General features: G+C 69.5%; 21 protein-coding genes and 1 riboswitch. Of the genes, 6 read left to right on the forward strand and 15 right to left on the reverse strand.

Features of this window, described 5'->3' with window-relative positions:
• Positions 1-25: 25 nt before the first annotated feature.
• Entirely contained in the window at positions 26-3,463 is a 3,438-nt protein-coding gene (locus ACIA58_RS39225; RefSeq protein WP_396408941.1) for a S8 family serine peptidase, read from the reverse strand.
• Positions 3,464-3,671: 208 nt separating this feature from the next.
• A riboswitch (ZMP/ZTP riboswitch) is annotated at positions 3,672-3,748 on the forward strand.
• Positions 3,749-3,767: 19 nt separating this feature from the next.
• Here ACIA58_RS39225 and ACIA58_RS39230 point away from each other — a divergent pair.
• The gene (locus tag ACIA58_RS39230) at positions 3,768-4,676 is read left to right on the forward strand and encodes a 5-aminoimidazole-4-carboxamide ribonucleotide transformylase (protein ID WP_396408942.1); all 909 of its coding nucleotides are present in this window, start codon (positions 3,768-3,770) and stop codon (positions 4,674-4,676) included.
• Here the strand turns inward: ACIA58_RS39230 and ACIA58_RS39235 are convergent.
• The 5 genes from ACIA58_RS39235 to ACIA58_RS39255 all read right to left on the reverse strand — a co-directional run bounded on the left by ACIA58_RS39235 (position 4,636) and on the right by ACIA58_RS39255 (position 10,007).
• Positions 4,636-5,199, reverse strand: a complete 564-nt coding sequence (locus tag ACIA58_RS39235; protein WP_396408943.1) for an AAA family ATPase — start codon at positions 5,197-5,199, stop codon at positions 4,636-4,638. The genes ACIA58_RS39230 and ACIA58_RS39235 overlap by 41 nt on opposite strands.
• Before the next feature lie 58 nt (positions 5,200-5,257).
• On the reverse strand, positions 5,258-7,525 hold the full coding sequence (locus tag ACIA58_RS39240) for an MMPL family transporter (RefSeq protein ID WP_396408944.1): 2,268 nt from the start codon (positions 7,523-7,525) through the stop codon (positions 5,258-5,260).
• A 173-nt stretch (positions 7,526-7,698) separates the two neighbouring features.
• Positions 7,699-7,962, reverse strand: coding sequence for a MoaD/ThiS family protein (locus ACIA58_RS39245; RefSeq protein ID WP_396408945.1), 264 nt, complete (start codon positions 7,960-7,962; stop codon positions 7,699-7,701).
• Complete coding sequence (locus ACIA58_RS39250) at positions 7,959-9,053, reverse strand: WD40/YVTN/BNR-like repeat-containing protein (protein WP_396408946.1); 1,095 nt, start codon at positions 9,051-9,053, stop codon at positions 7,959-7,961. The genes ACIA58_RS39245 and ACIA58_RS39250 overlap by 4 nt, the downstream gene beginning before the upstream one ends.
• A gap of 24 nt (positions 9,054-9,077) precedes the next feature.
• Positions 9,078-10,007 (reverse strand): 2-hydroxyacid dehydrogenase, encoded by a 930-nt coding sequence (locus tag ACIA58_RS39255; protein WP_396408947.1) that lies wholly within the window; start codon positions 10,005-10,007, stop codon positions 9,078-9,080.
• A 66-nt stretch (positions 10,008-10,073) separates the two neighbouring features.
• Between ACIA58_RS39255 and ACIA58_RS39260 the strand changes: the two genes are divergently transcribed.
• The 4 genes from ACIA58_RS39260 to ACIA58_RS39275 all read left to right on the forward strand — a co-directional run bounded on the left by ACIA58_RS39260 (position 10,074) and on the right by ACIA58_RS39275 (position 14,523).
• Entirely contained in the window at positions 10,074-11,453 is a 1,380-nt protein-coding gene (locus tag ACIA58_RS39260) for an FAD-binding oxidoreductase (protein WP_396408948.1), read from the forward strand.
• Positions 11,450-12,736 carry a class I SAM-dependent methyltransferase gene (locus tag ACIA58_RS39265; protein WP_396408949.1) on the forward strand — a complete coding sequence of 429 codons (1,287 nt, stop codon included), beginning with the start codon at positions 11,450-11,452 and terminating at the stop codon, positions 12,734-12,736. Before ACIA58_RS39260 ends, ACIA58_RS39265 begins: the two co-directional genes overlap by 4 nt.
• A 54-nt stretch (positions 12,737-12,790) precedes the next feature.
• Entirely contained in the window at positions 12,791-13,906 is a 1,116-nt protein-coding gene (locus ACIA58_RS39270) for a PQQ-dependent sugar dehydrogenase (protein ID WP_396408950.1), read from the forward strand.
• Positions 13,907-13,998: 92 nt separating this feature from the next.
• Positions 13,999-14,523 carry a general stress protein gene (locus tag ACIA58_RS39275; protein WP_396408951.1) on the forward strand — a complete coding sequence of 175 codons (525 nt, stop codon included), beginning with the start codon at positions 13,999-14,001 and terminating at the stop codon, positions 14,521-14,523.
• Positions 14,524-14,676: 153 nt separating this feature from the next.
• Here the strand turns inward: ACIA58_RS39275 and gatB are convergent, their stop codons facing one another.
• From gatB to gatC, 3 genes are read right to left on the reverse strand one after another with little or no spacing between them, the layout of a single operon-like run.
• Positions 14,677-16,173 (reverse strand): Asp-tRNA(Asn)/Glu-tRNA(Gln) amidotransferase subunit GatB, encoded by a 1,497-nt coding sequence (gene gatB / locus ACIA58_RS39280; protein WP_396408952.1) that lies wholly within the window; start codon positions 16,171-16,173, stop codon positions 14,677-14,679.
• Positions 16,170-17,675 (reverse strand): Asp-tRNA(Asn)/Glu-tRNA(Gln) amidotransferase subunit GatA, encoded by a 1,506-nt coding sequence (gatA, locus tag ACIA58_RS39285; RefSeq protein WP_396408953.1) that lies wholly within the window; start codon positions 17,673-17,675, stop codon positions 16,170-16,172. Before gatA ends, gatB begins: the two co-directional genes overlap by 4 nt.
• A 2-nt stretch (positions 17,676-17,677) precedes the next feature.
• A complete protein-coding gene (gatC, locus tag ACIA58_RS39290; RefSeq protein ID WP_350860716.1) occupies positions 17,678-17,974 on the reverse strand; it encodes an Asp-tRNA(Asn)/Glu-tRNA(Gln) amidotransferase subunit GatC in 297 nt (98 codons plus the stop codon).
• Positions 17,975-18,185: 211 nt separating this feature from the next.
• Between gatC and ACIA58_RS39295 the strand changes: the two genes are divergently transcribed.
• Entirely contained in the window at positions 18,186-18,830 is a 645-nt protein-coding gene (locus tag ACIA58_RS39295; protein WP_396408954.1) for an ACT domain-containing protein, read from the forward strand.
• A 141-nt stretch (positions 18,831-18,971) separates the two neighbouring features.
• On the opposite strand, the gene ACIA58_RS39300 is transcribed toward ACIA58_RS39295, so the two are convergent.
• From ACIA58_RS39300 to ACIA58_RS39325, 6 genes are all read right to left on the reverse strand, one after another.
• Positions 18,972-19,196, reverse strand: coding sequence for a hypothetical protein (locus ACIA58_RS39300; protein ID WP_350860720.1), 225 nt, complete (start codon positions 19,194-19,196; stop codon positions 18,972-18,974).
• Between the two features lie 21 nt (positions 19,197-19,217).
• Complete coding sequence (locus tag ACIA58_RS39305; RefSeq protein WP_396408955.1) at positions 19,218-20,735, reverse strand: hypothetical protein; 1,518 nt, start codon at positions 20,733-20,735, stop codon at positions 19,218-19,220.
• Between the two features lie 98 nt (positions 20,736-20,833).
• Positions 20,834-22,942 (reverse strand): NAD-dependent DNA ligase LigA, encoded by a 2,109-nt coding sequence (ligA, locus tag ACIA58_RS39310; protein WP_396408956.1) that lies wholly within the window; start codon positions 22,940-22,942, stop codon positions 20,834-20,836.
• Positions 22,943-23,061: 119 nt separating this feature from the next.
• Complete coding sequence (locus tag ACIA58_RS39315; RefSeq protein ID WP_396408957.1) at positions 23,062-24,039, reverse strand: methionine synthase vitamin-B12 independent; 978 nt, start codon at positions 24,037-24,039, stop codon at positions 23,062-23,064.
• A complete protein-coding gene (mnmA, locus tag ACIA58_RS39320) occupies positions 24,036-25,124 on the reverse strand; it encodes a tRNA 2-thiouridine(34) synthase MnmA (RefSeq protein ID WP_396408958.1) in 1,089 nt (362 codons plus the stop codon). The genes ACIA58_RS39315 and mnmA overlap by 4 nt, the downstream gene beginning before the upstream one ends.
• Positions 25,124-26,326, reverse strand: coding sequence for a cysteine desulfurase family protein (locus tag ACIA58_RS39325; RefSeq protein ID WP_396408959.1), 1,203 nt, complete (start codon positions 26,324-26,326; stop codon positions 25,124-25,126). The genes mnmA and ACIA58_RS39325 overlap by 1 nt, the downstream gene beginning before the upstream one ends.
• Positions 26,327-26,352 lie beyond the last annotated feature (26 nt).

Genomic DNA, 26,352 nt, shown 5'->3' on the forward strand with positions numbered 1-26,352 from the left:
ATGGCGCCGGTCGAGCGCGCGCCGTTCAGCGAACGGGAACCAGATCCAGGACGGTCTGATCCACCGAACCGCCGGAACGGTCTGTCACCGTGGTCCGGACCGACAGGCTCCTGCCCGGCATCAGCATCCACGGCGCAACGACGGTCCGGTAGCCGCCCGCGGACCGCACCAGCGGCGCGGTGGTCCAGGTCTTGCCGTGGTCGGACGACAGCAGAAGCTTCGCCGACTTCACTGGTACGGCGGCACCGTCGGAGTAGCTGAGCTTCAGATCGAACAGCATCGGTCGCCACGCCCGCGTGCTGCCGTCGGCCGCGACGGACGGGTCGTACGACGGCCGGATCAGCTGCGGCTCGGTACCGCTCGCGCCCGGATCGTCGGACGAGGTCGCGGCGAACTCCCACGCGGTCTTCGCCTGCCCGGACGTCGGGACCGCGGTGGACGACCAACTGTGTTCCACCCGCCACCGGGCCGCGCCGGCCGGAACCTGGAAGCCGCCGGTCGCAGTCGGCACGGCATCGATCAGGGCACCGTTGCGGTACAGGGCCAACTGCTGTCCACCGACCCGATTCTCATCCACCACGCCGATGTGGTTGGCATCAGCCAGACCGACCTGCACGGTGAACCAGCCGCCTTGCATGCCGGCGACGCTGAGCTGTGGATGGAGCGCGGTGCCGAGCATCGACCGAACCTTCTCGCCGGGCTTGTAGGTCCGGTACGGATCGTCGCAGAGGCCCGAGTTGCCTGTATTGGGCACCTTGTGGCACTGCCACCAAGTGATTCCCGGACCGGCGGACAACAACTCGACGAGGTGTCCGGGGGCGTTGACGGTCCGACGGGTCGACCAACCGACCTGGGTAAAGGTACTTTGCACGCCCCGGTCGAGGACCTGCGTGCCATCGCCCCAGGTGCTGCCGAAGGTCGACTCGACCCTGGCCATGTCGCGCAGGGCCTTCCGGTCGATCGGCTTGACCAGCGGCGAGTTGAACCGATTCGCGCTCTGGTAGACCTCGTACACGTCCGGAGTGTCCTGGTGGGCCTTCTTGGTCGGCTCCAGCTGCCACCGGGTGATCGCTTCGGCGACGCCGGTCGAGGGTGCCTGCGTCGGCGTGACATAGATCCGGCCGGCGCTCAGATCGGCAGCAGTCACGGGCAGGTGGTCGAACTGCCATTCGTCCTTGCCCTTGCCACGCATGTAGGCGACAGCGCCCTGGGTGAGGGTGGTCGGTTGCCCTTCGACCACGGGAGCCTTCAACTGGACCGCCTTGCGGGCATCCAGCGTGAAGGAGGTGTCGTTCGCCACGGTGAGGTTCGCATCGATGGCGAACGTCGTCGTGTCACCCGTGGGTACGAAGCTGTACGCGCCGTACACGCCTGGCGTGATCCGGGTCTTTCCGCGGCCCTGCTCGTCGAGGAACAACTGACTGTAGTGGCCGTCGCTGCTGTTGAACACGTTCACATAGCCGCCGGAGACAGGCTTGCCGGCGCGGTCGAGCACGCGGACGGAGAGATCGTGCATCGGCGGCTCGTCGTACGCGTTCAGAGCCAGTCGCAGCCGTCGCTTGCCGTTGCTGTCGATCACGTCGAGCGCACCCTGCCAGTCATTGTCGGCGAGTGTGTTCCAGTTCCCGACGATGTCGCTCAGGCCGGTCCGGTCGAAGGTCACCGTGGCGTCGGCGGTTCCACCGGCCGGCACCGTCAGGGTGGCAGGGCTCACGACGACAGCGGAGTCCGGAGCTGCTTTGGCCCAGATGGTCGTCTCCCGGTCGGCGAACGTGAGCGTGACCGGCTCGGCGCTGGGGTTCGTCAGCGTGAGCGTGCGTTGCTGCGACGTGCCATCGTCGTGCCTGACGCGTCCGAAGTCGATCCATCCGACGTCGGGGACCAGACTGTCCGTCGAGGTCGCGATGTCCAGGTTGATCCGGCCGCTGCCGGACCACCCGGTGAAGACGCTGTTGCTGTCGACGGCGCTGCTGCTCAACCGTGCCTTCAGTTGCTGCCAGGTCAGGTCCGGGTGCTGCTGGAGCAGCAGCGCGGCCGATCCGGTCACCAGCGACGCGGACCGGGACGTACCGAAGCCCATCGCGTACAGGTTGCCGTCGCGGGCACCGGCACGAGCGGCGAGGATGCCCGTGCCGGGCGCGGACAGCTCCGGCTTCTGCAGGAACGAGTGCGTCGGCCCCATGCTGGTGAAGCGGGCCCGGTTGCCCGCATCGTCGAGCGCACCGACGGTCAGAGCCGAGGCGGCCGTTCCCGGCGTCTCGATGGAGAAGGGCGAGGCGTAGATGTCCCCGTCGTCGCCGGCCGCCGTCACGAACAGCGCTCCGCTGCTCTGCGTCAGCCGGTCGAGCTCGTCGGCGAGCAGGTCGTCGCCCTGGATCGGCGCCCGCGCCCCCAGACCGATGTTCACCAGGTCCGCATGCTGGTCGACGGCCCATTCCATCGCGGCGATCAGCTCGGACACCGTGCCCTGGCCGGCCGCGTTCAGAACCTTGCCGGAGATCAGTTCGGCACCGGGTGCGATCCCCTTGCGGGCGCCGTCGGACCCGGCGCCGTTGCCGGCCACCAGGGACGCCAGCTGGGTACCTCGTCCGAGGTCGTCCTGCGGACCGTCGCCGGTGAAGTCCGCGGTCGCCGTCACCTTGCCCTCGAGCGCCGGCTGGCCGGTGTCGATCCCGGAGTCGAGGATCGCGACCTTGACGCCGTGACCATCGAGACCGCGCCGCCACGCGGTCGGCGCCTGCACCTGCTGCAGGTACCCGTCCAGCGGTGCCGCCGCCGTCGTGGAACCGCTGGACGGCGTCGTGGTCGCCGGCACCGGGGCCACCTTGGTGACAGGGTCCGCGTGCAAGGCGGCGTCGAGCCAGATCTTGGCCGGACCGGCGGCGTGGTCAGCGGTCAGGGCGTCCCCGAAGACCGCGGCACGAGACTTCTGGATCCGGCCGGCTGTCGCGTCGATGCCGGCCAGGGTGCGGGTCGCGGTGAATCCGCTGCTCGCCATCGCGCGGGCGCCGGAGTTCCGGACGATCACGGGCAGGTCCGCACGGTGCGCGTCGTCGTACCCCATCTCGACCAGGCCGGTCACGTCGAACAGGGCCGGGTCGAGTACGCCGGGAACCAGGCTCGCGACGTCGTGAGGGATGACGCTGACGCGGCCGTGGTCGTTGTGCACGGCGTACCCGACCGCGGGTCCGCCGTCGCGGTCCCGGACATCGACCTGCGGCCTGCCGTCAGGACCAGGCCGCAGTGTCACCTGTTCGCCGGTCAGCAACGTCACCGTGGCCGGGCTCCGCAGTACCGGGGCCTGGTCCTTGGTGGGCCCCGCGACCGGCGCGGCGGTCGCCGGCGTCAGGGCCGCCACCGCTGCGGGAGAGGCGGCGGCGGTGGCCGGCGGGGTCAGCCCGGACAGCGCCAGGGCGCCGCCGGCCAGCAGCGCCGGTATCGGTAAAGATCGTCGAAACCCCACCGGGTACACCATCCTTGCTGTAGGCACCGATCAGGTGCGGACATCTTGCTGTCGGCACCGATCCGGTGCACCTCGATCTGTGGTATCCGATCCCACCCGGCGCGGCCACCGAACCGCTGTGACAGGAGGTCGACATGACCGGAATCAGCCACCCCTGACCGACGCCGACGCAGTACGTAGCGGGGTGAGGGCGTGGCAGGACCTAAGCTGAGGGCTCCGCGACTGGCGAGGGTGGGTTACCACCGGGGAGCGAAGAACAAGGCGTCGTCCGCCTGGGCGCCTCCGACCGACCTCGGAGGTCCTCGTGCGTTATGGAATGAATCCACACCAAGCGGCGGTGATGGCGCCGGTCGATCGTGCGCCGTTCGCGGTGGTTTCGGGTGCGCCGTCGTACATCAATGTGCTGGATGCGGTGACCGGGTGGCAGCTCGTGCGGGAGGCGGCGCGGGCGTTCGGCGTACCGGCGGCCGCCTCGTACAAGCATGTTTCGCCCGCGGGTGCCGCGCTTGGTGCGACCGTTGCCGAGGCTTACGTCCGGGCTCGCGAGGCTGATCCGAAGTCGTCGTACGGCGATTTCGTGGCGGTGTCGCATCCGGTCGACACGGAGCTCGCGGACCGGTTGAAGCGGGTCGTGTCGGACGGGATCATCGCGCCCGGGTACGACGAGGGCGTGGTCGAGATCCTGGCCGCGAAGAAGCGCGGGACGTACCTCGTGCTCGAAGCGGACGCCGATTTCGAGCCGCCGGCCGAGGAGACCCGGGAGGTCTACGGACTGCGGCTGACGCAGGAGCGTGATGCGCTGCCGCTGACGCGCGACCTGCTGGACGAGGAGGTGCCGGACGACGCGGCCCGGGACCTCCTGCTGGGGTTGATCGTCGCCCGCTACACCCAGTCGAACACCGTCGTCATGGTGAAGGACGCGACGGCGATCGGCATCGGCGCCGGGCAGCAGTCCCGGGTGGACTGCACGCGGCTGGCCGGCGAGAAGGCGCGGCTGTGGTGGTCACGCCGGTCGGACGAGCCGTTGACCGGCGTCTCGATGGTGTCCGACGGTGCGCTGCCGTTCACCGACAACATCGAGGAGGCCCATCGCCACGGCGTCACCCACATCGCCGAACCAGGCGGATCGATCCGCTCCCCCGAGGTCGCCGCCGCCTGCGCGGACCTCGGGATCAGCTGGTCCGCGACGGGTGTACGCCTGTTCCGGCACTGAGCAGATAGTCGCCCGAGGCAACGGCTTTGCGGACCGCGGCCGCCGTGTCCGCGGGATCGAGCGACGACGTGTCGATCGCGTGGGGCTCGAGCTCGCCGAGGTCCGCGAACGCGCCGTGCAGCCCGGTGATCGCCTCGACCTCCTTCAACTCGCCGGCGGCCCGGGCCCGCGCGCGTTCGAGCGTTGTCGCGAGGTCGGGGCGCAGGACGACGTACGACATCGACCAGTCGGCGGCGGCGGCGCGGAACGGCGGCAGGAACCAGGGGCCGATGATGCCGTCCACCACCACGTCGTACCCGCCGCGCGCGTAGACGCCGACCGTCGCGACGATCGCGTCGACGACCACCTCGTTCTGCTCTTGCGCGCCAGGCAGGTACGGCGCGATGAAGCCGGTGCGGATCGCGCGGTAGAACTCGTCGGTCGTGATGTGCACGGTCGGCCGCGGCGCGTCGGTCGCGACCAGGCGGGCAACGGTGGTCTTGCCGGAGCCCGGCGGGCCGGTCAGCAGGAGGACGTTGGTCATGACGCCCGACGCTAACCAAACCCGCCGGCAAACTGCAGTCTTTTCTTTTCCGCCCGCGTCAGCCGGGCACGTCGATCTTCTCCCGCTCCGGCTCCGGCGGTGCGGGCGGCGGACCGCCCTCGAGCTGGATGTCGGGGACGATCCGGTCGAGCCACCGCGGCAGCCACCACGCACGATCACCGAGCAGCGTCATCACCGACGGCACCAGGATCATCCGGACCACGCTGGCGTCGATCAGCACCGCGACCGCCATGCCGACCGCGAGCATCTTCACCGTCGGGTCGTCGTCCAGCACGAAGCTCAGGAAGACCACGATCATGATCGCCGCCGCGGTGGTGATGACCCGGGCGGTCGCCCCGATCCCGATCGCCACCGCGCGATGGCTGTCCCTGGTCGCGATCCACGCCTCGTGCACCCGGGACAGCAGGAAGACCTCGTAGTCCATCGACAGCCCGAACACGATCGCGAACATCAGCATCGGCACGAACGACGGGATCGGCACGTTCTCGTCGATCCCGACCAGCGACGACCCCCAGCCCCACTGGAAGACGGCGACGATCACGCCGTACGCCGCCCCGACCGACAGCAGGTTCAGCACAGCCGCCTTCACGCCGATCAGCAGCGAGCGGAACGCGACCGTGAGCAGCAGGAACGCGAGCAGCACGACGGCGCCGATCAGCCAAGGCATCCGGCTGCCGACCTTCTCGGTGAAGTCGACGTACCCGGCCGTGGTGCCGACGACGTACGTCGGCTCCTGCTGGCCCGACAGCACGTCGTCGCGGATCCGGTTGACCAGGTCCTCGGTCTCCGCCGCGGACGGCGACGTGGTCGGGATGACGTTGATGATGGCCGTCGTACCCGCGCTGTTGGTGTTCGGCGGCTGGACCGCGGCGACCCCAGGGGTCTTCTGCAGCGTGGAGCTGAGCCCGCTCAGCAAGGTCTGCTTGTCACCCGACGACGGCAGTTGTACGACGACCGTCAGCGGACCGTTGGCGCCGGGACCGAACCCCTGCGCGATCAGGTCGTACGCCTTCCGGCTGGAGTCGCCGGCCGGATCGGTGCCGGCATCGAGCTGGCCGAGGTTCATCGACAGCAACGGGATCGCGAGGACGAGCAGCACCAGCGTCGCCGCGATGCCGTACGGCCACGGCCGATCGCTGACCTTGCGGCCCCACCGGGCGAAGGCGCTCTGCTCGTGCTTGGAGTCACGGCGTTCGCGTTCTTCCGCGCGGTGATCGGCGATCGCGGTCTCGTCCGGGAGCCCGGCCTCCAGCTCGCGTTCGTCGGCGAGGTGATGGCGGTCCTTGCGATTGAGCACGGTGAACTTCGCCAGACCGAGCAGCGCCGGGATCAGCGTGAGCGCGGCCAGCACCGTCACCGCGACCACGATCGCCGACGACAGGCCGAGCGCGCCGACGAACGGCACACCGGACACGTACAGCCCGAGGATCGCGATCACGACGGTGCCACCGGCAACCAAAATCGCGGCGCCGGACGTCGACTCCGCGCGGCCCGCCGACTCCACGACCCCCATGCCGTCGTCCAGTTGCTCGCGGTGCCGCGACACCAGGAAGAGGCCGTAGTCGATCGCGACCCCGAGGCCGAGCAGTGTCGCCACGGTCGGCGCGGAGACCGGGAAGTCCTTGACGGCCGCGAGCAGCCCGAGGACCGCCAGCCCGCCGCCGACGCTGAAGACCGCCGACAGCAGTGGCAGGCCGGACGCGACCACCGACCGGAACATCAGGAACAGCAGCAGCAACGCGAGCACGAGACCGATCGCCTCCGACGGACCGTCGTTCGCCTGCTTCCCGATCTGCCCGGTGCCACCGCCGTACTCGACCTGCAGCCCGGCCGCCCGGGCCGGCTGCACCGCCGCGTCCAGCTTGTCGACGTACGACTTGTCGAGCGACGCCGGCACCACCGAGAAGGAGACCGGCGCGTTGACGATGCTGCCGTCCTTCGAGACGTACGGCGACGGCGAGCTCGAGGAGCTCTGCGCCAGCGGATCGACGGCGGTGACGACGTCCGGCAGTTTGCCGACGGCCTCCATCGACGTCTGGACGGCGTCGGCGTGCTCGGACACCGTGCCGGTCTTCGCGTGGAACACGATCGAGCCCGAGTACCCGCCGGCGCTGGCGAAGTCCTTGTTCAGCAGATTCAATCCAGCCGACGATTCACTGCCCGGAACCGTGTAGTTGTTGACGTACGTGCCGCCGAACGCCGACCGCAGGACGAACAACCCGACGACCACCACCAGCCAGCCGGCGATCACGAACCAGTGGAAACGTGCCGCTCCCCGGCCGAGCCGGTCCAGAAACGCATGCATCAGGGCGCCCCCTCCCCCGGGCACCCCCCAGGCGACGGCCCAGCCGCCGGCCCCATCTGGCGAATCTAAATCGGCACTCACCGGGCCCACAACCCCTCACCACCCGGTGTCACCACGGAGCGACGGAACGATGACAGCGTGTTTCAGGGTGTTTCAGGGTGTTTCAGGGCGTCTCAGCCGCCCGCCACGCTCGGCAGGATCAGCAGCTCGTCGCCGTCGGTGAGGGGAGTGTCGAGGCCCTCGAGGTCGCGGATGTTGTCGTCGCGGAGGTAGATGTTCACGTGCCGGCGCACGCCGCCCTGCTCGTCGGTGAGCCGACGGCGCAGCGGTGGATCCAGCGCTGCGAAGGCCTCGGCCACGGTACCGGCCTCGACCTCCACCCGCTCGGCTCCGCCCGCGAACGGGCGGAGCACAGTGGGCAGCCGGACGGCGATCATCCGACCACAGCGGCGCGCACGGTGAGTACGTCGGGGAGATGGCTGGCGACCTCGGCCCAGCTGTCGCCGGAGTCGGCGCTCGCGTAGACGCACCCGTCCCGCGTGCCGACGTACACGCCGGCCGGATCCGCGGTGTCGGTGGTCATCGCGTCCCGCAGTACCGGCACGTACGACACGTCGGGCAAGCCGGCCGACAGCGGCTCCCAGGTGGAGCCCGCGTCCCGGGAGCGATAGACGCGGCACTTCGCCTCGGTCGGGATCCGGTTGGCGTCCGCGACCAGGGGGAACACGTAGATCGTCGCGGGCTCGTGCGGGTGCACCACGATCGGGAAGCCGAAGTCCGACGGCAGGCCGTCCGCGATCGACTTCCAGATCGCGCCGCCGTCGTCCGACCGGTACACGCCGTGGTGGTTCTGGGCGAACATCCGCTCGGGTACGTCGGGGTGCCCGGCGAGCTTGTGCACACACTGACCGAACTCGGGGTACGGGTCGGGGAAGAACTTCGCCTGGATGCCCTGGTTGGCCGGTGCCCACGTCGTACCGCCGTCGGCCGTCCGGTAGACACCGCCGGTCGACATCGCCACGCTCACGCGATCGGCGTCGGTCGGGTGCGGCAGCACGGTGTGCACGGCCTGCCCGCCGAAGCCGGCGCCCCACTCCTTGCGGTGCGGATGGTCCCAGAGGCCCCGGACCAGGTCGAACGTGACTCCGCCGTCGGTCGACTTCCACAGCGCCGAGGGCTGTGTCCCGGCGTACACGACTCCCGGCTGGCCGGCCGGCGCAGCCTGGATCTGCCAGACGCGTTCGAGCGAGGCGTCGGAGCCCTCGGGGAACCCGATCGAGCCCTCCGGCGGCTCGGCCCAGGTGGCGCCGAGGTCGTCGGAATGGAAGACCGCCGGCCCCCAATGCTCACTCGTGCCGCCGACGAACAGCCGCGGCCGGTCGCCCCGGGTGTCGATGCCCACGGCGTACACGCCCTGCATCTCGAACTCCGGCACCGGTCCGTCGAGCCGCCACTCCGTGCGGGCAGCGTCGCTCCGGCCGATCCAGAGACCCTTCTTGGTCCCGATCAGCAGTACGGCCTCGGACATCGTCGTCCTCCTCCTACCCGATGTTTACCGTGGCGGCCCGGCCACCACGTTGATCAGCGGTTCCCCGGCGGCGTAGCGCTCCAGCTGGGCGCGGACCAGCCGGGCCACCCGCGGCGCGAACGCCGTCGACGCACCACCGCGATGCGGATTGATCAGTACGTTCGGAGCAGACCACAGCCGATGTCCCGCGGGCAACGGCTCGGGGTCGGTCACGTCGAGCGCGGCCCTGATCCGGCGGGTGCTCAGCTCGGCGAGCAACGCGTCCGTGTCCACGACGACACCGCGGGCGACATTCACCAGCAGGGCGCCGTCCTTCATGCTCGCCAGGAACTTGGCATCCACCATCCGGGTGGTCTCCGGGGTCGCCGGCGTCAGCAGTACGACGACGTCCGCGCGCGGCAGCAGCTCAGGCAACTCACTGGTGGGATGCACGCCCTCGCGCTCCCGCCGCGCGACCCGGATCACCTCGCACTCGAACCCGCTCAGCCGCCGTTCGAGCGCCTCGCCGATCGCGCCGTACCCGAGGATCAGCACGGTCCGGTCCGCGAGCGAGTCGTCGAACTCGTCGTAGGAGTCCGGCCAGGTCCCGCGCTCCTGGTCGCGGACGGCCCGCGGCAGCTGCCGGTACGTCGCCAGGATCAGCGCGACCGCGAGCTCGGCCGTCGACGCATCGTGGACGCCGCGTGCGTTGCACAAGGTGACGCCCTCGGCGAGCCGCGACTGGACGTGCTCGAACCCGGCCGTCTGCAGCTGCACCACCTTGAGTGCCGGCATCTCGCGGACGATGTCGAGCACATCGCCGCCGCCCATGTAGGCGGGCACGTAGAACTCCACCTCGTCGAGCGCCGCCGGCCGCTCACCGCCGGCGTAGAAGTCCACGTCGTACCCCTCGGGCAGATCACCGAGGTAAGCGCGGGGGTCCTCCCAGGGCAGCCAAGCCCTCACGTCAGCCATGTGACGAACCTACTATCTCGTGCCTTTTCCCGTGCCGGAGCCGGTGCATCGTCGTACTCTTGATCGGTGCCTTCGACATCGGATCTGGCGGCGACGCTCGTACACGATCAGGCCGTCGGGCGACTGCGGGAGTCGTACCAGCGCATCCCGCAGGGCGACCCGGTCCGGCTGGCGAAGCGCTCCTCGAACCTCTTCCGGCCGCGGACCGAGCTCGACCGGCCCGGCCTGGACGTGTCGAAGCTGACCGGCGTGATCAGCGTCGACGCGGCCGCGCGGACGGCCGACGTCCAGGGCATGTGCACCTACGAGGACCTGGTCGCGGCGACTCTGCCGCACGGGCTGACGCCGATGGTCGTGCCGCAGCTGAAGACGATCACGCTCGGCGGCGCGGTGACCGGGCTCGGCATCGAATCGTCGTCGTTCCGGGCCGGCCTGCCGCACGAGTCGGTGCTCGAGCTCGACATCCTCACCGGCGCCGGTGACCTGGTCACCGCACGGCCTTCGGGCGAGCACGCCGACCTGTTCCGGATGTTCCCGAACTCGTACGGCACGCTCGGGTACGCGACCCGGCTGCGGATCGAGCTCGACAGGATCTCGCCGTACGTCGCGCTGCGGCACGTGCGGCTCGACCTCGACGAGCTGGCGCCGGCGATCGACGAGATCGTTGCCTCGGGCACGTATGACGGCGATCCGGTGCACTTCGTCGACGGGGTCGCGTTCAGCCCGGCCGAGGCGTACCTGACGCTCGGCCGCAACAGCGACGCCGCGACCCGGACCAGCGACTACACCGGCCAGCAGATCTACTACCGCTCGATCCAGCAGCGCCAGCAGGACTTCCTCACCGCGCACGACTACCTGTGGCGCTGGGACACCGACTGGTTCTGGTGCTCGGCGGCGTTCGGCGCGCAACAGCCCGTCGTACGGCGGTTGTGGCCGAAGCGCTGGCGGCGCAGCGACGTGTTCCACAAGATCGTCGGCTTCGAGAACCGGCACCAGGTCGCGGCCCGGCTCAACCGGCGCCGCGGGCAGCCGGATCGTGAGCGCGTGGTCCAGGATGTGGAGATCCCGGTCGGCCGGCTGGCGGATTTCCTGCGCTGGTTCGACGCAAATGTCGGCATGCGCCCGGTCTGGCTGTGCCCGCTGCGGCTGCGCGGGTCCGAATCCTGGCCTTTGTATCCACTCAAGCCCGGCGAGACCTACGTGAACGTCGGCTTCTGGGGCACTGTGCCGATCGCCCCCGGTGCTGCGGACGGCGACGTCAACCGGCGGATCGAGGCCGCGGTCACCGACTTCGGCGGGCACAAATCGCTGTACTCCGACGCTTACTACGACCGCGACACCTTCGACCGGCTGTACAACGTGCCGGCCCTCGCCGCGGTGAAGGAACGCTACGACCCGAACGCCCGGCTCACCGGGCTCTACGAAAAGGCGGTGACGCGCCGATGACGACGCTCGCGACCCAGGTTTCGATCGCTGACGCACTGACCACGGTGACCCCGGACGGCCTGCCGTTCCGGTTCACGGCGTACGACGGCAGCGCGACCGGCCCGGAAGACTCGCCGATCCACATGCATCTGGCCACCGAGCGTGGCCTGTCCTACGTCCTGACCGCGCCCGGCGATCTCGGGCTGGTCCGCGCGTACGTGATGGGCGACCTGGAGATCACCGGCATCCACGAGGGCAACCCGTACGAGATGATGCGGATGATGCTCAACCAGGTGCACTTCGAGCGTCCGACGACGGCGGAGGCGCTGCGGATCGTCCGCGGGCTCGGCTGGAGCCACCTGAAGCCGCCGCCTCCCCCGCCGCAGGAGCACCTGCCGAAGTGGCGTCGTACGTTCGAAGGGCTGCGGCACTCGAAGGCGCGGGACAAGGCCGCGATCCATCACCACTACGACGTGTCGAACACGTTCTACGAGTGGATCCTCGGGCCGTCGATGACGTATACCTGCGCGGTCTACCCGACGGCGGAGGCGACGCTGGAGGAGGCGCAGCACGAGAAGTACGACCTCGTCGCCCGCAAGCTCGACCTCAAGGCCGGGCAGCGGCTCCTCGACGTCGGGTGCGGCTGGGGCGGCATGGTCCGGCACGCGGCCCGCGAGTACGGCGTACAGGCGCTCGGTGTCACGCTGTCGTCGGCCCAGGCGGAGTGGGCGACCGAGGCGATCAAGCGGGAGGGGCTCGAGCATCTGGCCGAGGTCCGGTTCCTGGACTACCGCGACGTCCCCGAGCGCGACTTCGACGCGATCAGCTCGATCGGCCTGACCGAACACATCGGCGTGCGCAACTACCCGTCGTACTTCGGCTTCCTGCTCGACCGGCTGAAGCCCGGCGGCCGGCTGCTGAACCACTGCATCACCCGGCCCGACAACCGGTTCCGCTCGACCGGCCCGTTCATCGACCGCTACATCTTCCCCGACGGCGAGCTGATCGGCTCGGGCCGCATCATCGCCGAGGCCCAGGACGCCGGCTTCGAGGTCCGCCACGAGGAGAACCTCCGCGAGCACTACGCCCTCACCCTGGCCGCCTGGTCCGACAACCTGGTAGCCCACTGGGACGAGGCCGTCGCCGAGGTCGGCCACGCCACCGCAAAGATCTGGGGCCTCTACCTGGCCGCCTGCCGAGTCGGCTTCGAACGCAACAACACCCAGCTCCACCAGTTCCTCGCCGTAAAACTGGACGACCAGGCCAACGCCCACTTCCCCCTCCGTCCCACCTGGGGAAGCTGAACCATTCGTTGACCTGCGGTGTAGTAAGTAGGCAGGTCTATCGGAGGAGACGGCGTGAGCGGGACGAAGGTCAGGCGGCGGGGGCAGGCCGCGGTGGTGGTTGCGGCGTTGGCGCTGGCCACAGGGTGCTCGGAGGCGACGCCGAGTAGCTCTGGATCGGCGTCGGCTCCGTCCACTGCGAGTACGGCGGGTGGGCCGGCGACGGTCAAGTTGGTGGTGGCGTCGACGGTGGCCACGGGGCTTGAGGTGCCTTGGGGGTTGGCGTTCCTGCCGGACAAGAGTGCGTTGGTGGCGGAGCGGGATTCGGGGAAGATCAAGCGGATCGCCGGTGGGCAGGTGTCGGAGGTCGGCACGGTCGACGGGGTGAAGTCGTCGTCCGAGGGCGGGTTGCTGGGGCTGGCGGTGGATCCGGGGTACCCGGGCAAGCCGTACATCTACGCGTGCTTCTCGGCCGGAGACGACAACCGGATCGCGCGGATCACCTATCAGGACGGGAAGCTGTCCGGCCAGCAGGTGATTCTGGAAGGGATTCCGGAATCGCCGATCCACAACGGCGGGCGGCTGCGGTTCGGGCCGGACGGATTCCTGTACGCCGGGACCGGGGACGGCTCCGACCGGCCGAACTCGCAGGACGACGACTCGCTCGGCGGCAAGATCCTGCGGATCACCACCGACGGGAAGGCCGCACCGGGGAACCCGGACGGCCGGGTGTGGATCACCAAGGGGCACCGGAACGTGCAGGGGCTCGCATTCGACGGGAAGCAGCTGTACGCCGCGGAGTTCGGGCAGAACACCTGGGACGAGCTGAACGTGATCACGCCCGGCTCGAACTACGGCTGGCCGGCCGCCGAGGGGATCAGCAATCTGGACGGGATGACCGATCCGATCGCGCAGTGGCACACGGTGGACGCGTCGCCGTCGGGGATCGCGATCGTGAAGGGATACGTCTTCATGGCGTCGTTGCGCGGCGAGCGGCTGTGGGCGATACCAGTTGCCGACGGCAAGCGCGTCGGTGAGCCGCAGGCGTTCTTCACCAAGCAGTACGGGCGTTTGCGTACGGTCGAGGCGGCGCCGGACGGATCGTTGTGGGTGACCACGTCCAACACCGACGGCCGCGGCCAGCCACACGACGGCGACGACCGGATCCTTCGGGTGACGCTGAGCAGTTGAGAGATGAGGCACGTCCTGAGTCGTCAACCGTTTCAACTCTTGGGTCGTCTGGTACTTGTGAAGTAAGCAGACGACCTGAGGAGGAGATCGGTATGCGGACCGGCCAGGGGCCCGGCGTTCCCAGCAGTGTGATCGCTGCGGTGAGCACCTACGAGGATGCTCAGCGGACAGTCGACTACCTGCGAAGTTACGGGATGGACGCGGCCGGCCTGGAGGTCGTCGGTGCCGGACTCCGCCAAGCAACCAGACGCAGGACCGTCGGGGTCGCGCGGCTCACCGGGGTGAGCGCGCTGCAGGGCGCGGCACTCGGCGTGCTGGCCGCTGTCTTCGTCACTCTCGTCGCCGAGACCACGCTCAACGGCCTGGCCGTCGTCGTCTCGGGCTTCGTGTACGGCGTCATCGTCGGAACGCTGTGGGGTCTCTTCCGCGGCCTTGTCCGCAACCGCCCTGACGCAGTCACTACCCAGGTCCTCGCCACGACCTACGAGGTCCGCTGCCCCACCGACGAACTCTCGGTAGCCCAAACCCTCCTGGCCGACGCCGCCGACGTGGACGACGGCCGAGTAGAACGCGAAGTCATAGCCGGAGCCCCTCACCCCCAGCAAGACGCCGCCTGAAAATACCCGCCGCGTCCCCGGCGCCAGCCAGTCGTCAGACACCAGCCGGTCGTCAGACACCGACTGGCTGCCGGGGCGCCGGCAGGCAGTCGGGCGGCGGCACGCAGCCGGGCGCCAGCTGATTGGCTGGTGCCCGGCCACAGTTGCGTGGGCTTAGATACCCAGCTTTTCGTTGAGGAGTTGGCGGACCTTGGCGGCGTCGGCTTGGCCTCGCATGTCCTTCATGACGGCGCCGATGAGGGCGCCGGCGGCGGCTGGTTTGCCGGAGTTGACCTTTTCGACGACGTCGGGGTTGGCAGCGATGGCCCGGTCGATGGCTTCGATGAGGGCCGAGTCGTCCGAGACCAGGGCCAGGCCACGCTTCTCGATGATCTCGGCCGGCGTACCTTCACCGGCGAGCAGACCCTCGAAGACCTGCCGGGCGAGCTTGTCGTTCAGCGTGCCTTCGTCGACCAGCTTCTGGACCTCGGCGACCTGCGCCGGACCGACGCCCAGCGCGTCCAGCTCCTGACCCGACTCGTTCGCCGAGCGGGCCAGCTCACCCAGCCACCACTTCTTCGCGGCCGCCGGCGTGACACCGAGCTCGACCGTCGCGACGATCGGCTCCAGCGCGTTGCCGTTGATGACGTCACGCATCTCAAGATCCGTGAAACCCCAGCCCTCCTGCAACCGCGCACGCCGCACGGACGGAGCCTCGGGCAGCGTCGCGCGCAGCTCCTCGACCCACTCGCGCGACGGCGCGACCGGGACCAGGTCGGGCTCCGGGAAGTACCGGTAGTCGTCGGCGTCGGACTTCTCCCGGCCGGAGGTGGTGACGCCGGTGTCCTCGTGCCAGTGCCGGGTCTCCTGCAGGACCTTGCCGCCGGACGACAGCACGGCCGCCTGCCGGGTGATCTCGTAGGTGATCGCGCGCTCGACCGAGCGGAACGAGTTCACGTTCTTGGTCTCGGTGCGGGTCCCCAGCGTCGAGGACCCCTTCGGCTTGAGCGAGACGTTCGCGTCGCAGCGCAGCGAGCCTTGGTCCATCCGGACGTCCGAGACGTCCAGCGACAGCAGCAGGTCGCGCAGCATGCTCACATACGCCCGGGCGACCGCCGCGGCCTTCGCCGGCGGCACCTCGATCGTCTTGGTGACGATCTCGATCAGCGGGATACCGGCCCGGTTGTAGTCGACCAGCGAGTGCGAGGCGCCGTGGATCCGCCCGGTCGCGCCGCCGATGTGGGTGGACTTGCCGGTGTCCTCCTCCATGTGCGCGCGCTCGATCTCGATCCGGTACGTCTCGCCGTCGACGACGACCTCGGTCCAGCCGTTGAACGCGATCGGCTCGTCGTACTGCGAGGTCTGGAAGTTCTTCGGCATGTCCGGGTAGAAGTAGTTCTTCCGGGCGAACCGGCACCACTCGGCGATCTCGCAGTTCAGCGCCAGGCCGATCTTGATCGCCGACTCGACGCCACGGGCGTTCACCACCGGCAGCGCGCCCGGCAGACCGAGGCAGACCGGGCAGGTCTGCGTGTTCGGCGGGGCGCCGAACTCGGTCGGGCAGCCGCAGAACATCTTCGACTTCGTGTTCAGCTCGACGTGGACCTCCAGACCCATGACCGGGTCGTACTGCGCGAGCGCATCGTCGATCTCGAGAACTTCAGCGGTCATCGGGTCACCTCCAGCTCCGGAGCCTTGGTCATGAGTACGCCGCCCCACTGCTCGGCCAGCGCGGACTCGAGCGCGGCGCCGACCTGGTAGCACAGGTCGTCGCGCATCACCGGGGCCATCACGTGGAAGCCGACCGGCATGCCGTCCTCGTCGGCCAGGCCGCACGGGAACGACGCGGCCGCGTTGCCGGCCAGGTTGGACGGGATCGTGCAGAGGTCGTTCTTGTACATGGCGATCGGGTCGTTGATCCGGTCACCGATCGCGAACGCGGTCGTCGGCGTGGCCGGCGAGACCAGCACGTCGACCTGCTCGTAGGCGTTGGCGAAGTCGCGGGCGATCAGCGTCCGCACCTTCTGCGCCTGCCCGTAGTAGGCGTCGTAGTACCCGCTCGAGAGCGCGTGCGTGCCGAGGATGATGCGGCGCTTGACCTCGGCGCCGAACCCGGCCTCGCGGGTCAGGCTCGTCACCTTCTCCGCGCTGTTCGTGCCGTCGTCGCCGACGCGCAGGCCGTACCGCATGGCGTCGAACTTGGCCAGGTTGGACGAGGCCTCGCTCGGCAGGATCAGGTAGTACGCCGGCAGCGCGTACTCGAAGTGCGGGCACGAGACCTCGACCACCTCGGCGCCGAGCTTGGTGAGCAGCTCGACCGCCTCGTGGAAGCGCGCCTCGACACCCGGCTGGTATCCCTCGCCGCCGAGCTCCTTGACCACGCCGATCCGCAGACCGGCGACGTCGCCGTTGCGAGCGGCCTCGACGACGGCCGGGACCGGCTGGTTGATCGACGTCGAGTCCATCGGGTCGTACCCCGCGATGGCTTCGTGCAGCAGCGCCGCGTCGAGCGTCGTCCGCGCACAGGGACCAGGCGTGTCGAGCGACGACGCCAGCGCGATCAGTCCGTACCGCGAGGTGCCGCCGTACGTCGGCTTCACACCGACCGTGCCGGTGAAGGCACCGGGCTGGCGGATCGAGCCACCGGTGTCGGTGCCGATCGCGAGCGGCGCCTCGTACGCCGAGATGGCCGCGGACGAACCGCCGCCGGAACCACCCGGGATCCGGCCCAGGTCCCACGGGTTGTGGGTCGTGCCGTACGCCGAGTTCTCCGTGGAGGAGCCCATCGCGAACTCGTCCATGTTGGTCTTGCCGAGGATGACGATCCCGGCCGCCTTCAGCCGCTTGACGACCGTCGAGTCGTACGGCGGCTTCCAGCCCTCGAGGATCTTCGAGCCGGCCGTGGTCGGGATGCCCTCCTGGGTGAGCACGTCCTTGAGCGCCAGCGGAACACCGGCCAGCGGAGCGAGCTGCTCGCCCGCCGCGCGCTTGTCGTCGACCGCCTTGGCCTGCGCCAGCGCGCCCTCGGTGTCCACGTGCAGGAACGCGTGCACGTCACCGTCGACGGCGGCGATCCGGTCCAGATGGGCCTGGGTGATCTCCACCGAGCTGGCCTGCTTGGACGTCATCAACTCCGCGAGCTCGGCCGCGGTCTTCCTGGTGAGGTCACTCATCGTCAGTCCTCCTCCAGGATCCGCGGCACCCGGAAGCGCTGCTCCTCCTGGGCGGGCGCGCCGGAGAGCGCCTGCTCGGGCGTGAGGCACGGGACATTCTCGTCGGCGCGCATCACGTTGGTCAGCGGCAGGGCATGCGAGGTCGGCGGGATGTCGTCCGCCGCCACCTGGCTGACCTGCCCGACCAGTCCGATGATCTGGTCGAGCTGCGGCGCAAGGTGGTCGAGCTCGTCGTCGGTGAGCTCGATCCGCGCCAGTCGCGCCAGGTGCGCGACCTCTTCGCGGGTAATCGATGGCATGAACTATCCAATGGTTCGCAGGACTTCCGGGCGAAATCCTCCCGGCCCGAGCCATCCTAGTGGCCGCTGATGACAGGTTCATTTCGCCGTCCCCCGGCCTGTGGACAAGACCTCGATGAGATGGGCGCGCGTGTTTTGTGGCTACCGCTCTGTAACATGGGCGGCGACAGGGCGTTACGCGCTTGGTGATCGGCTGGGAGATGATCGTTCGGTGTTTTTGCTGCGCTTGATCATCCCCGACCGGCCCGGTTCGCTGGGCACGGTGGCAACGGCCCTCGGTGAGGTGAACGCCGACATCCACGCGATCGAGATCGTCGAGCACCGCCGGGAGAACGGCACCGCCGTCGACGACATCGTGGTCGACCTGCCTCCCGGTGTGCTGCCCGACCGCCTCGTCTCCGCGTGCAACGGCGTCCCCGACGTCGAGGTCATCTGGTTCTCCCGGTACGGCGCCGGCGGCGGACTGCACATGGACCTCGAAGCGGTCGAGCAGATGACGTCGGCCCCCGCGGACGCGATCGACATCCTGGTCGAGCAGTCGCCCGCCGTGCTGCATGCCGACTGGGCCGCATTGCTCGACGGCACCGGCAGCGAGGTGAAGGTCGCGCTGGAGACGAGCGCGACGCCGGAGTTCGGCGACGTGGCCGGCCGCTGGCTCCCGATGGAGAAGGCGACCACCCTAGAAGCCCCGGACCACAAGGGGCTCGCGGAATCGGTCCTGGTCGCCGCGCCCTTGGAGTCCGACCGCCGCGTCCTGGTCATCGGCCGTCGCGGCGGGCCCGAATTCCTCGGCTCCGAAGTCGCCCGCCTCTCCTACCTGGCCTCGCTGGCCGTCACCATCCGCGCCACCTCCTGACCCTGCGGCCAGAAGAGCAACCTGAGACAAGAAACGGTGACCGGAGACCTGCTATTTCAGGTCTCCGGTCACCGTTCGGGGTTTCAGGTCACTCATCGAGACATCGGTCGCGCCGACGCTGAGGCTGTTGCCAGGTTGCCGCTAGGTGAACTGGAAGTAGGCGAACGCCCAGAGTGCCGCGATGATCAGCAGCACGACCACGCCGACCAGCGCGACGATCAGGATCGCCTGACTGTTGCTGCCGTTCTGATCCGGGAGGTCGAACTGGGTGGGGCCCCAGGCTCCACCGCCGTCGACACGCCGGCCCGCCTCGGGCGGTGGCGCGACCACCGTCCGTGACTCCCGCTTCTCCCGGGGGAACTTCATCCAGCCTCCGAACCAACGTCCTCAGACGTAGAACGACTCGTACGTGATCTCGACCTGCTGCGAGGAATAGCTGTCCGAGCTGTTGCCTCTGATCTCGACCCGCCAACCGGCGACATAAGAAGCGTACGACTTCCCGTCACTGTGCGCCTGGATGTACGACTTCAGGGCCGCCGTATCGCCGCCCTTGAGCGCCCCGAACGCGTCGTTCAGAGCAGTCGGCAGGGCCTTCTTCACATCCGCGGTGTCGCCGGAGGCGCTGACCTGGATGTCCTTGATGCCCTCGCCGTCGCTGGCGTAGAAGTACACCCGCTGCTGGCCGTACTTGCCGATCTCCTTGGTGCAGGAGCTCGTGCAGACGTAGGCCTTCGTCTTCAGCGCCGCGAGCATCTGCGGCTTGGTGGTGTCGAACGTCTTGTCCGGGATGTCGAGCGACTCCTCGCCTTCCTTCCCGCCGGACAGCTCGTAGGTGTCGCCGTCGTTGCGCAGCTCGAACTCGCCCCAGCTGCTGTCGATCTTCACCGACTTCTGGCCCTGCTTGACCGCGTCCTGGACCTTCTTCACCTGGTCGCCGCCGAACGTGTCGTTGCCGACCGCCTGCAGCACCTGGTCGAACACGACCGCGGCGTTGTTGTTGTTGTCCTCGTTCACCGACTCGAACTGGATCGCGATGATCGTGCCGTCCGGCTTGAACTGGAACAGCGCCTCCGCCTGCGCACGGTCCTCGTACTTGAAGCAGCCGCGGTGGGCGCCCTGGGCGGTGTTGAACAGGTCGCTGCAGCCGAAACCGTTGCCCTGCAGCTTCTCGGTCGCGTTCTTGGCCTGGCCGGTCGCGTTGCCCAGCTCGCCGTTCTCGCCACCCTTGGACTCGCCGCCGGTCGGCTGCGCGGTCGTGGTCGGGTTCGACTCGGGGGTGTCGTCACCACCGAACTGGTGGATACCGAGGAAGACCAGCAGGGCGATCACGATGATGCCGACCACGCCGCCGCCGATCACCAGCGGCAGCTTGTCCTTGCTGATGCCGCCCGGGCCCTTCTTGCCACCGCCCGGAGCGCCGCCCGGAGCGCCGGGCTGCCACGGCGACTGCCCCTGCTGCTGGTGCCAGCCGGCCTGCTGCTGACCAGGCTGCTGGGGCCGCTGGCCCCACGACTGCTGCTGGTACGGACCACCCGGCTGCTGGCCCCAGCCCTGCTGCGGCTGACCCTGCTGACCGCCCTGCCCGGGCTGACCCTGCCCGGGCTGACCCTGGCCAGGCTGCGGACCCCAACCACCCTGCTGCGGCGGCTGACCGTGCGGCGGTTGTCCCTGCGGCGGCTGGCCGTGGGGAGGCTGCCCGTGCGGAGGCTGGCCCTGCGGCGGGCGCCCCTGCTGAGGGGGCTGTCCCTGCTGCGGTGGGCGCTGGCCCCATCCGCCACCCTGGGCGGGAGGCTGTTGTCCCCAGCCGCCCTGCTGCGGCGGCTGGCCGCCCTGTCCCCCGTGCTGCCCGCCTGGCTGGCCCCCCGGCTGCCCAGGACCCCATGGTCCCTGCGGCGGCGTCGTCATATCTGCTCCTTCTGACCCACGTCTCGACGTGCAAAGTTAACAGTCCGACGGCTCAGCACAGCCGCCGGATCCGCCCGGCCGGGATCAGTTGTGAATCGTTATCCCGCGTCCGGCGAGCCGGTCGTCGCAACCTCGCCCGCCGCGTCGGCGCCATCGGCCAGCAGAATCTCGAACCCGGCGGCATCCAGGATCGGTACGCCGAGCTGGACCGCCTTGTCGTACTTCGATCCCGGCGAGTCGCCGACGACCACGAACGAGGTCTTCTTCGACACCGAGCTCGCGACCTTCCCGCCGCGGCCCACGATCGCCTCGGTCGCCTCGTCCCGGCTGAACCCCTCGACGGTCCCGGTCACCACGACCGACAACCCGGTCAGGATCTGCGGGAACTCCGGACCGGTGCGCTCCTCGCGCATCACCACGCCGGACGCCTGCCACTTGTCCACGATCGCCTGATGCCAAGGCACCTGGAACCACTCGATCATCGCCTGCGCGATGGTCGGCCCGACGCCCTCGATCTCGGCCAGTTGCTCCTCGCTCGCCGCCCGGACGTCGTCGATGTTGTCGAACACCTCGGTCAGCGCGGCGGCCGCGGTCGGGCCGACGTGCCGGATCGACAGCGCGACCATCACCCGTGACAGCGGCTTGGCCTTGGCCTCCTCGAGGTTGGCCAGCAGCTTGCGCGCGTTCGCCGACAGGGCGCCGGCCTTCGTGGTGAAGAACTCGCTCTCGGCCAGCTTCTCCTCGGTCAGCGCGAACAGGTCGCCCTCGTCCGCGATCAGCCCGCCGCGGATCAGCGCGTCGGCCGCCTTGAATCCGAGCCCCTCGATGTCGAACGCGGACCGCCCGGCCAGATAGAACAGCCGCTCACGCAGTTGTCCCTGGCAGTACTGCGAGTTGGGGCAGCGGATGTCGACGTCGGACTCCTTGGCCGGCGCCAGCACCGTGTCGCACCACGGGCACCGCGTCGGCATCTCCCACGCCGGCAGGCCCTTCGGACGCAGGTCGACCACCGGGCCGAGGACTTCCGGGATGACGTCGCCCGCCTTCCGCAGTACGACGGTGTCGCCCGGGCGGACGTCCTTGCGGGCGACCTCCTTGGCGTTGTGCAGCGTCGCGTACTCGACGGTGGACCCGGCGACGCGGACCGGCTCCATGTGCGCGAACGGGGTGACCCGGCCGGTGCGGCCGACGTTCACCTCGATCTCGATCAGCTTGGTGTTGACCTCTTCCGGCGGGTACTTGAACGCGATCGCCCAGCGCGGCGCGCTCGACGTGGAGCCGAGCGCGCGCTGCAGATCGACCTCGTCGACCTTCACCACGACCCCGTCGATCTCGTGGTCGACCGAGTGGCGGTTCTCGCCGTAGTACGCGATGAAGTCGTTGACTTCCTTCAGCGTGCCGACCCGGCGGGCGCGGTCGCTGACCGGGAGGCCCCAAGCCTTGAGCTGCTCGTAGGCCTCCGAGAGTCGGCCGATGTGGTGGCCGTCGACCTTGCCGAGGCCGTGCACGACGAACCGCAGCGGGCGGCCGGCCGAGACCCGCGGGTCCTTCTGGCGCAGCGATCCGGCGGCGCTGTTGCGCGGGTTGGAGAAGACGTCCTTGCCGGCCTCGACGAGCTGCGCGTTGAGCTCCTCGAAGTCCTCGACCCGGAAGTAGACCTCGCCGCGGACCTCCAGGAAGGACGGGAGGTCCTTGCCGTTCAGTTCGTTCGGGATGCTTTTGATCGTGCGGACGTTGGGGGTGACGTCCTCGCCGGTGCGGCCGTCGCCGCGGGTGGCGCCGGTGACGAGCTTGCCGTTCTCGTACACCAGGTCGAGGGCGAGGCCGTCGACCTTGAGCTCGCAGATGAACCCGCTGTCGTGGATCTGCTGGAGGGTGACCTCGCGCTCGAGGCGCTTCGCCCAGGCCTCCATCTGCTCGGCGGAGAACGCGTTCGCCAGGCTCTCCATCCGCATCGGGTGCTGCACCGGGGTGAACAGCGTGGAGACCGGGGCGCCGACCTTCTGCGTGGGCGAATCCGGAGTGCGAAGCTCGGGGTACTGCTCCTCGATCCCCTGCAGCTCGTGCATCAGAGCGTCGAAGTCCCCGTCCGAGATGATCGGACTGGCCAGGTAATACCTCGCCCGGTGGTCCTCGATCTCCGTACTCAACTCGGCATGCCGCACCCGCACCTCAGCCGGCGCCTCACCCGTCTCCTGCGTACCCATGAGCAAAACTTACAGCTGCCCGCCGACGTTTCCTCCGACTCCGCCGCCCAGCGGCAGTGGAGTCGGGGTCAGCTGAGACCGCCGGAGCGGGGGCTGGATATCGCGGCCCCGGCCGCTGCTCAGGCCTCTGCGGCTTCGCCGACTGCGTCTGCGACTCGGCGGAGGAGGGCCAGGCGCGCTCTGGCGTCGGTGGCAGAGGGAGCGGCCGCAAGGCCGCATGACGGCGTGATCACGACCTGCTTGAGCAGTTCCGGGTCGAGGCCTAGCTCGCGCCAGCGGCGGACGAGAGGGGCGGAGGCCTGGCCTGCGTCTGGGATGGCGCCTGTGGTGGGTACTACGCCGGCGTACAGGGTCGTGCCTGACTCGATGGCTGTGGCTACTTGGTCCCAGGCGGGGTTGTTGAGGAGGGAGACGTCGACAGCTACGCCGCTGGCTCCGGACTTGGTGAAGACCTCTATGGGTGGACGGGCGGCGCAGCAGTGGATGACCGTGGGTGCGGCGGTGGTGAACATGCTCAGGAGCTCGACAGCACCCGGACCGTCGACAGAGCGGTGCTTGCTCCAGCCGGACGCTGTTGGCACGGCTCCTGCGAGTACGGCCGGCAGTCCGGGCTCGTCGACCTGCAGCACGAGCTCCGCACCGGGCACACGCTTGCGTACTTCGGCCAGGTGCTGCTGCACCCCATCGGCCAGCGCCTGCGCGAGATCACGCCGCGCGCCGTGGTCGGCCAGCACCTTGTCACCGCGCGGCCGCTCCACCGCAGCAGCCAGCGTCCACGGTCCGGTCACCTGGACCTTCAGCGGCCCCTCATAACCGTCCGCGTACTCCTCCAGCACGTCGAGGTCTTCCTGCAGCAGGGCCCGCGCCCGCCGCTGATCCATGCTCGCTCGCGCGTCGCCACCACCGGTCAGCCGCCACCCAGCAGGCTGCAGGTCGGCCGCCAGCTCGGTCAGTACGGCAACGGTCCGGCTGAGCATGTCGCCGTACGGCCGTGCCGGAAGCTCCGGCAGGAACGGGATGTCCACCAACTCCAGTACGGCGCGCATCCACTCGCGAATGTCGTCACCGGGGACCGACCCCAGCCCGGTGGTCGTCATACAGAAGACGTGGCGCGCTGGACGGTGTCGATGGTCGCCGAGCCGATCACGCGGGTGCCGTCGTACAGCACCACGGCCTGTCCGGGGGCGACCGCCGCGGTCGGCTCGTCGAAGGAGACCTGCACCTGATCGCCCAGCACTGTTGCGGTGACGGCGACCTCCTCGCCGTGTGCGCGGAGCTGGGCCGTCGCCTGCAGCTCGCTGGTCGGCTCAGGACCGCACCAGCGCGGCTTCGACGCGGTCAGCTGCGAGACAGCCAGCTCCTCGCGCGATCCGACCGTCACTGTGCGGTCGACCGGCGAGATGTCCAGCACGAACCTAGGCTTGCCGTCCGCGGCCGGAGTGCCGATCCTGAGCCCCTTGCGCTGGCCGATGGTGAAGCCGTGCGTCCCCTGGTGCGAGCCGAGCTTGTTGCCCCGCGCATCGACGATGTCGCCCGGCGCCTCGCCCAGCTGCGCGCTGAGGAACCCCGGTGTGTTGCCATCGGCAATGAAGCAGATGTCGTGGCTGTCCGGCTTGGCCGCCACCGACAGCCCGCGCCGCTCCGCCTCGGCCCGCACCTCGGTCTTCACCGTGTCGCCGAGCGGGAAGAACGCGTGCGCGAGCTGGTGCTGCGTGAGTACGCCGAGCACGTACGACTGGTCCTTCGCCGGATCCACCGCCCGGTGCAGCTCCCGCCCGGACGATGTGTCGACGATCCGCGCGTAGTGACCGGTTGCGACCGCGTCGAAGCCGAGCGCGAGCGCCCGCTCCAGCACGGCGCTGAACTTGACCTTCTCGTTGCAGCGCAGGCACGGGTTCGGCGTCCGGCCCGCGGCGTACTCGCTGACGAAGTCCTCGACCACGTCGGCGTGGAACCGCTCGGCCAGATCCCAGACGTAGAACGGGATGCCGATCACGTCCGCGGCCCGGCGGGCGTCACGGGAGTCCTCGATCGTGCAGCAGCCGCGCGCGCCGCTGCGGTAGGACTGCGGGTTCCGGCTGAGGGCCAGGTGTACTCCGGTCACGTCGTGCCCGGCCTCGGCCATCCGCGCCGCCGCGACCGCGGAGTCCACTCCGCCGGACATGGCTGCGAGTACCCGCATCAGGTGTTCCTTCCCACGTTCTGCAGGCCGGCGGACTTCGCCCGCTCCACGACCGGCCCGATCTTGTCCAGTACGGCGTCGATGTCGGCGCGCGTACTCGTGTGCCCGAGGGTGAACCGCAGCGAGCCGCGGGCCCGCTGGTCGTCGTACCCCATCGCCAGCAGGACGTGGCTCGGCTCGGCGACCCCGGCGTTGCACGCGGAGCCGGTGGACACCTCGATCCCGCGCGCGTCGAGCAGCAGCAACAGCGAGTCGCCCTCGCAGTCGCTGAAGGACAAGTGTGCGTTACCGGGCAAACGGCCGGCCGGGTCGCCCGACAGCTGGGCGCCCTCGACGGTGCCGGTGATGCCGTCGATCAGCGCGTCCCGCAGCTCGGTCAGCCGGAGCGCCTCGTCGGCCTGGTGCTTGATCGCGTGCTCGATCGCCACCGCGAACCCGGCGGTCGCGGGCACGTCGAGCGTGCCGGACCGTACGTCGCGCTCCTGTCCCCCGCCGTGCAGGATCGGCGTCAGCTTGGTCTCCTTGTCGACGACGAGCGCACCGATCCCGTACGGACCGCCGAGCTTGTGCGCGGACACCGTCATCGCGTCCACACCGAGCTCGCTGAAGTCCACCGGCACCTGCCCGATCGCCTGCACCGCATCGCTGTGCACGGGTACGCCGTACTCCTGCGCGAGCTCCGCGATCTCCTGGACCGGCTGGAGCGTGCCGACCTCGTTGTTCGCCATCATCAACGTGATGAACGACACGGACTCCGGATCGCTCTCGACCGCCCGCCGTACGTCGTCCGGGCTGACCCGGCCGAGCTCGTCGACCGGCAGCCACTCGATCTCGGCCTGCTCGTGCCGGCCGAGCCAGATGGCCGGGTCGAGGACCGCGTGGTGCTCGATACCGCTCAGCAGGATCCGGCGCCGGCGCGGGTCCTCGGCCAGGCGGGACCACCACAGGCCCTTGAGCGCGAGGTTGTCCGCCTCGGTGCCGCCGGAGGTGAACACCACCTCGCTCGGCTGTGCCCCGAGCGCCGCGGCGATGGTCTCGCGCGACTCCTCGACGGTCCGCCGGGCGCACCGGCCGGAGCCGTGGAGGGACGACGCATTGCCGGTACGGGCGAGGTGACGGGTCATCGCCTCGATCGCAGCCGGGAGCATCGGAGTCGTCGCCGCATGGTCCAGGTACACCGTGCGGCGGTCGGAAGTAGCCATAACGGTTTCAAGAGTATGTCCGCCAC

The sequence above is a fragment of the Kribbella sp. NPDC051586 genome, from assembly GCF_044453965.1.
Lineage (GTDB): Bacteria > Actinomycetota > Actinomycetes > Propionibacteriales > Kribbellaceae > Kribbella.

Coding starts and splice junctions, on each gene's coding strand:
- gatA (WP_396408953.1), bottom strand. CDS start 17,675: ATGAGTGACCTCACCAGGAAGACCGCGGCCGAGCTCGCGGAGTTGATG.
- ACIA58_RS39250 (WP_396408946.1), bottom strand. CDS start 9,053: ATGTCCGAGGCCGTACTGCTGATCGGGACCAAGAAGGGTCTCTGGATC.
- ACIA58_RS39305 (WP_396408955.1), bottom strand. CDS start 20,735: ATGACGACGCCGCCGCAGGGACCATGGGGTCCTGGGCAGCCGGGGGGC.
- ACIA58_RS39300 (WP_350860720.1), bottom strand. CDS start 19,196: ATGAAGTTCCCCCGGGAGAAGCGGGAGTCACGGACGGTGGTCGCGCCA.
- ACIA58_RS39265 (WP_396408949.1), top strand. CDS start 11,450: ATGACGACGCTCGCGACCCAGGTTTCGATCGCTGACGCACTGACCACG.
- ACIA58_RS39235 (WP_396408943.1), bottom strand. CDS start 5,199: ATGACCAACGTCCTCCTGCTGACCGGCCCGCCGGGCTCCGGCAAGACC.
- ACIA58_RS39240 (WP_396408944.1), bottom strand. CDS start 7,525: ATGCATGCGTTTCTGGACCGGCTCGGCCGGGGAGCGGCACGTTTCCAC.
- ACIA58_RS39315 (WP_396408957.1), bottom strand. CDS start 24,039: ATGACGACCACCGGGCTGGGGTCGGTCCCCGGTGACGACATTCGCGAG.
- gatC (WP_350860716.1), bottom strand. CDS start 17,974: ATGCCATCGATTACCCGCGAAGAGGTCGCGCACCTGGCGCGACTGGCG.
- gatB (WP_396408952.1), bottom strand. CDS start 16,173: ATGACCGCTGAAGTTCTCGAGATCGACGATGCGCTCGCGCAGTACGAC.
- ligA (WP_396408956.1), bottom strand. CDS start 22,942: ATGGGTACGCAGGAGACGGGTGAGGCGCCGGCTGAGGTGCGGGTGCGG.
- ACIA58_RS39255 (WP_396408947.1), bottom strand. CDS start 10,007: ATGGCTGACGTGAGGGCTTGGCTGCCCTGGGAGGACCCCCGCGCTTAC.
- mnmA (WP_396408958.1), bottom strand. CDS start 25,124: ATGCGGGTACTCGCAGCCATGTCCGGCGGAGTGGACTCCGCGGTCGCG.
- ACIA58_RS39245 (WP_396408945.1), bottom strand. CDS start 7,962: ATGATCGCCGTCCGGCTGCCCACTGTGCTCCGCCCGTTCGCGGGCGGA.
- ACIA58_RS39325 (WP_396408959.1), bottom strand. CDS start 26,326: ATGGCTACTTCCGACCGCCGCACGGTGTACCTGGACCATGCGGCGACG.
- ACIA58_RS39275 (WP_396408951.1), top strand. CDS start 13,999: ATGCGGACCGGCCAGGGGCCCGGCGTTCCCAGCAGTGTGATCGCTGCG.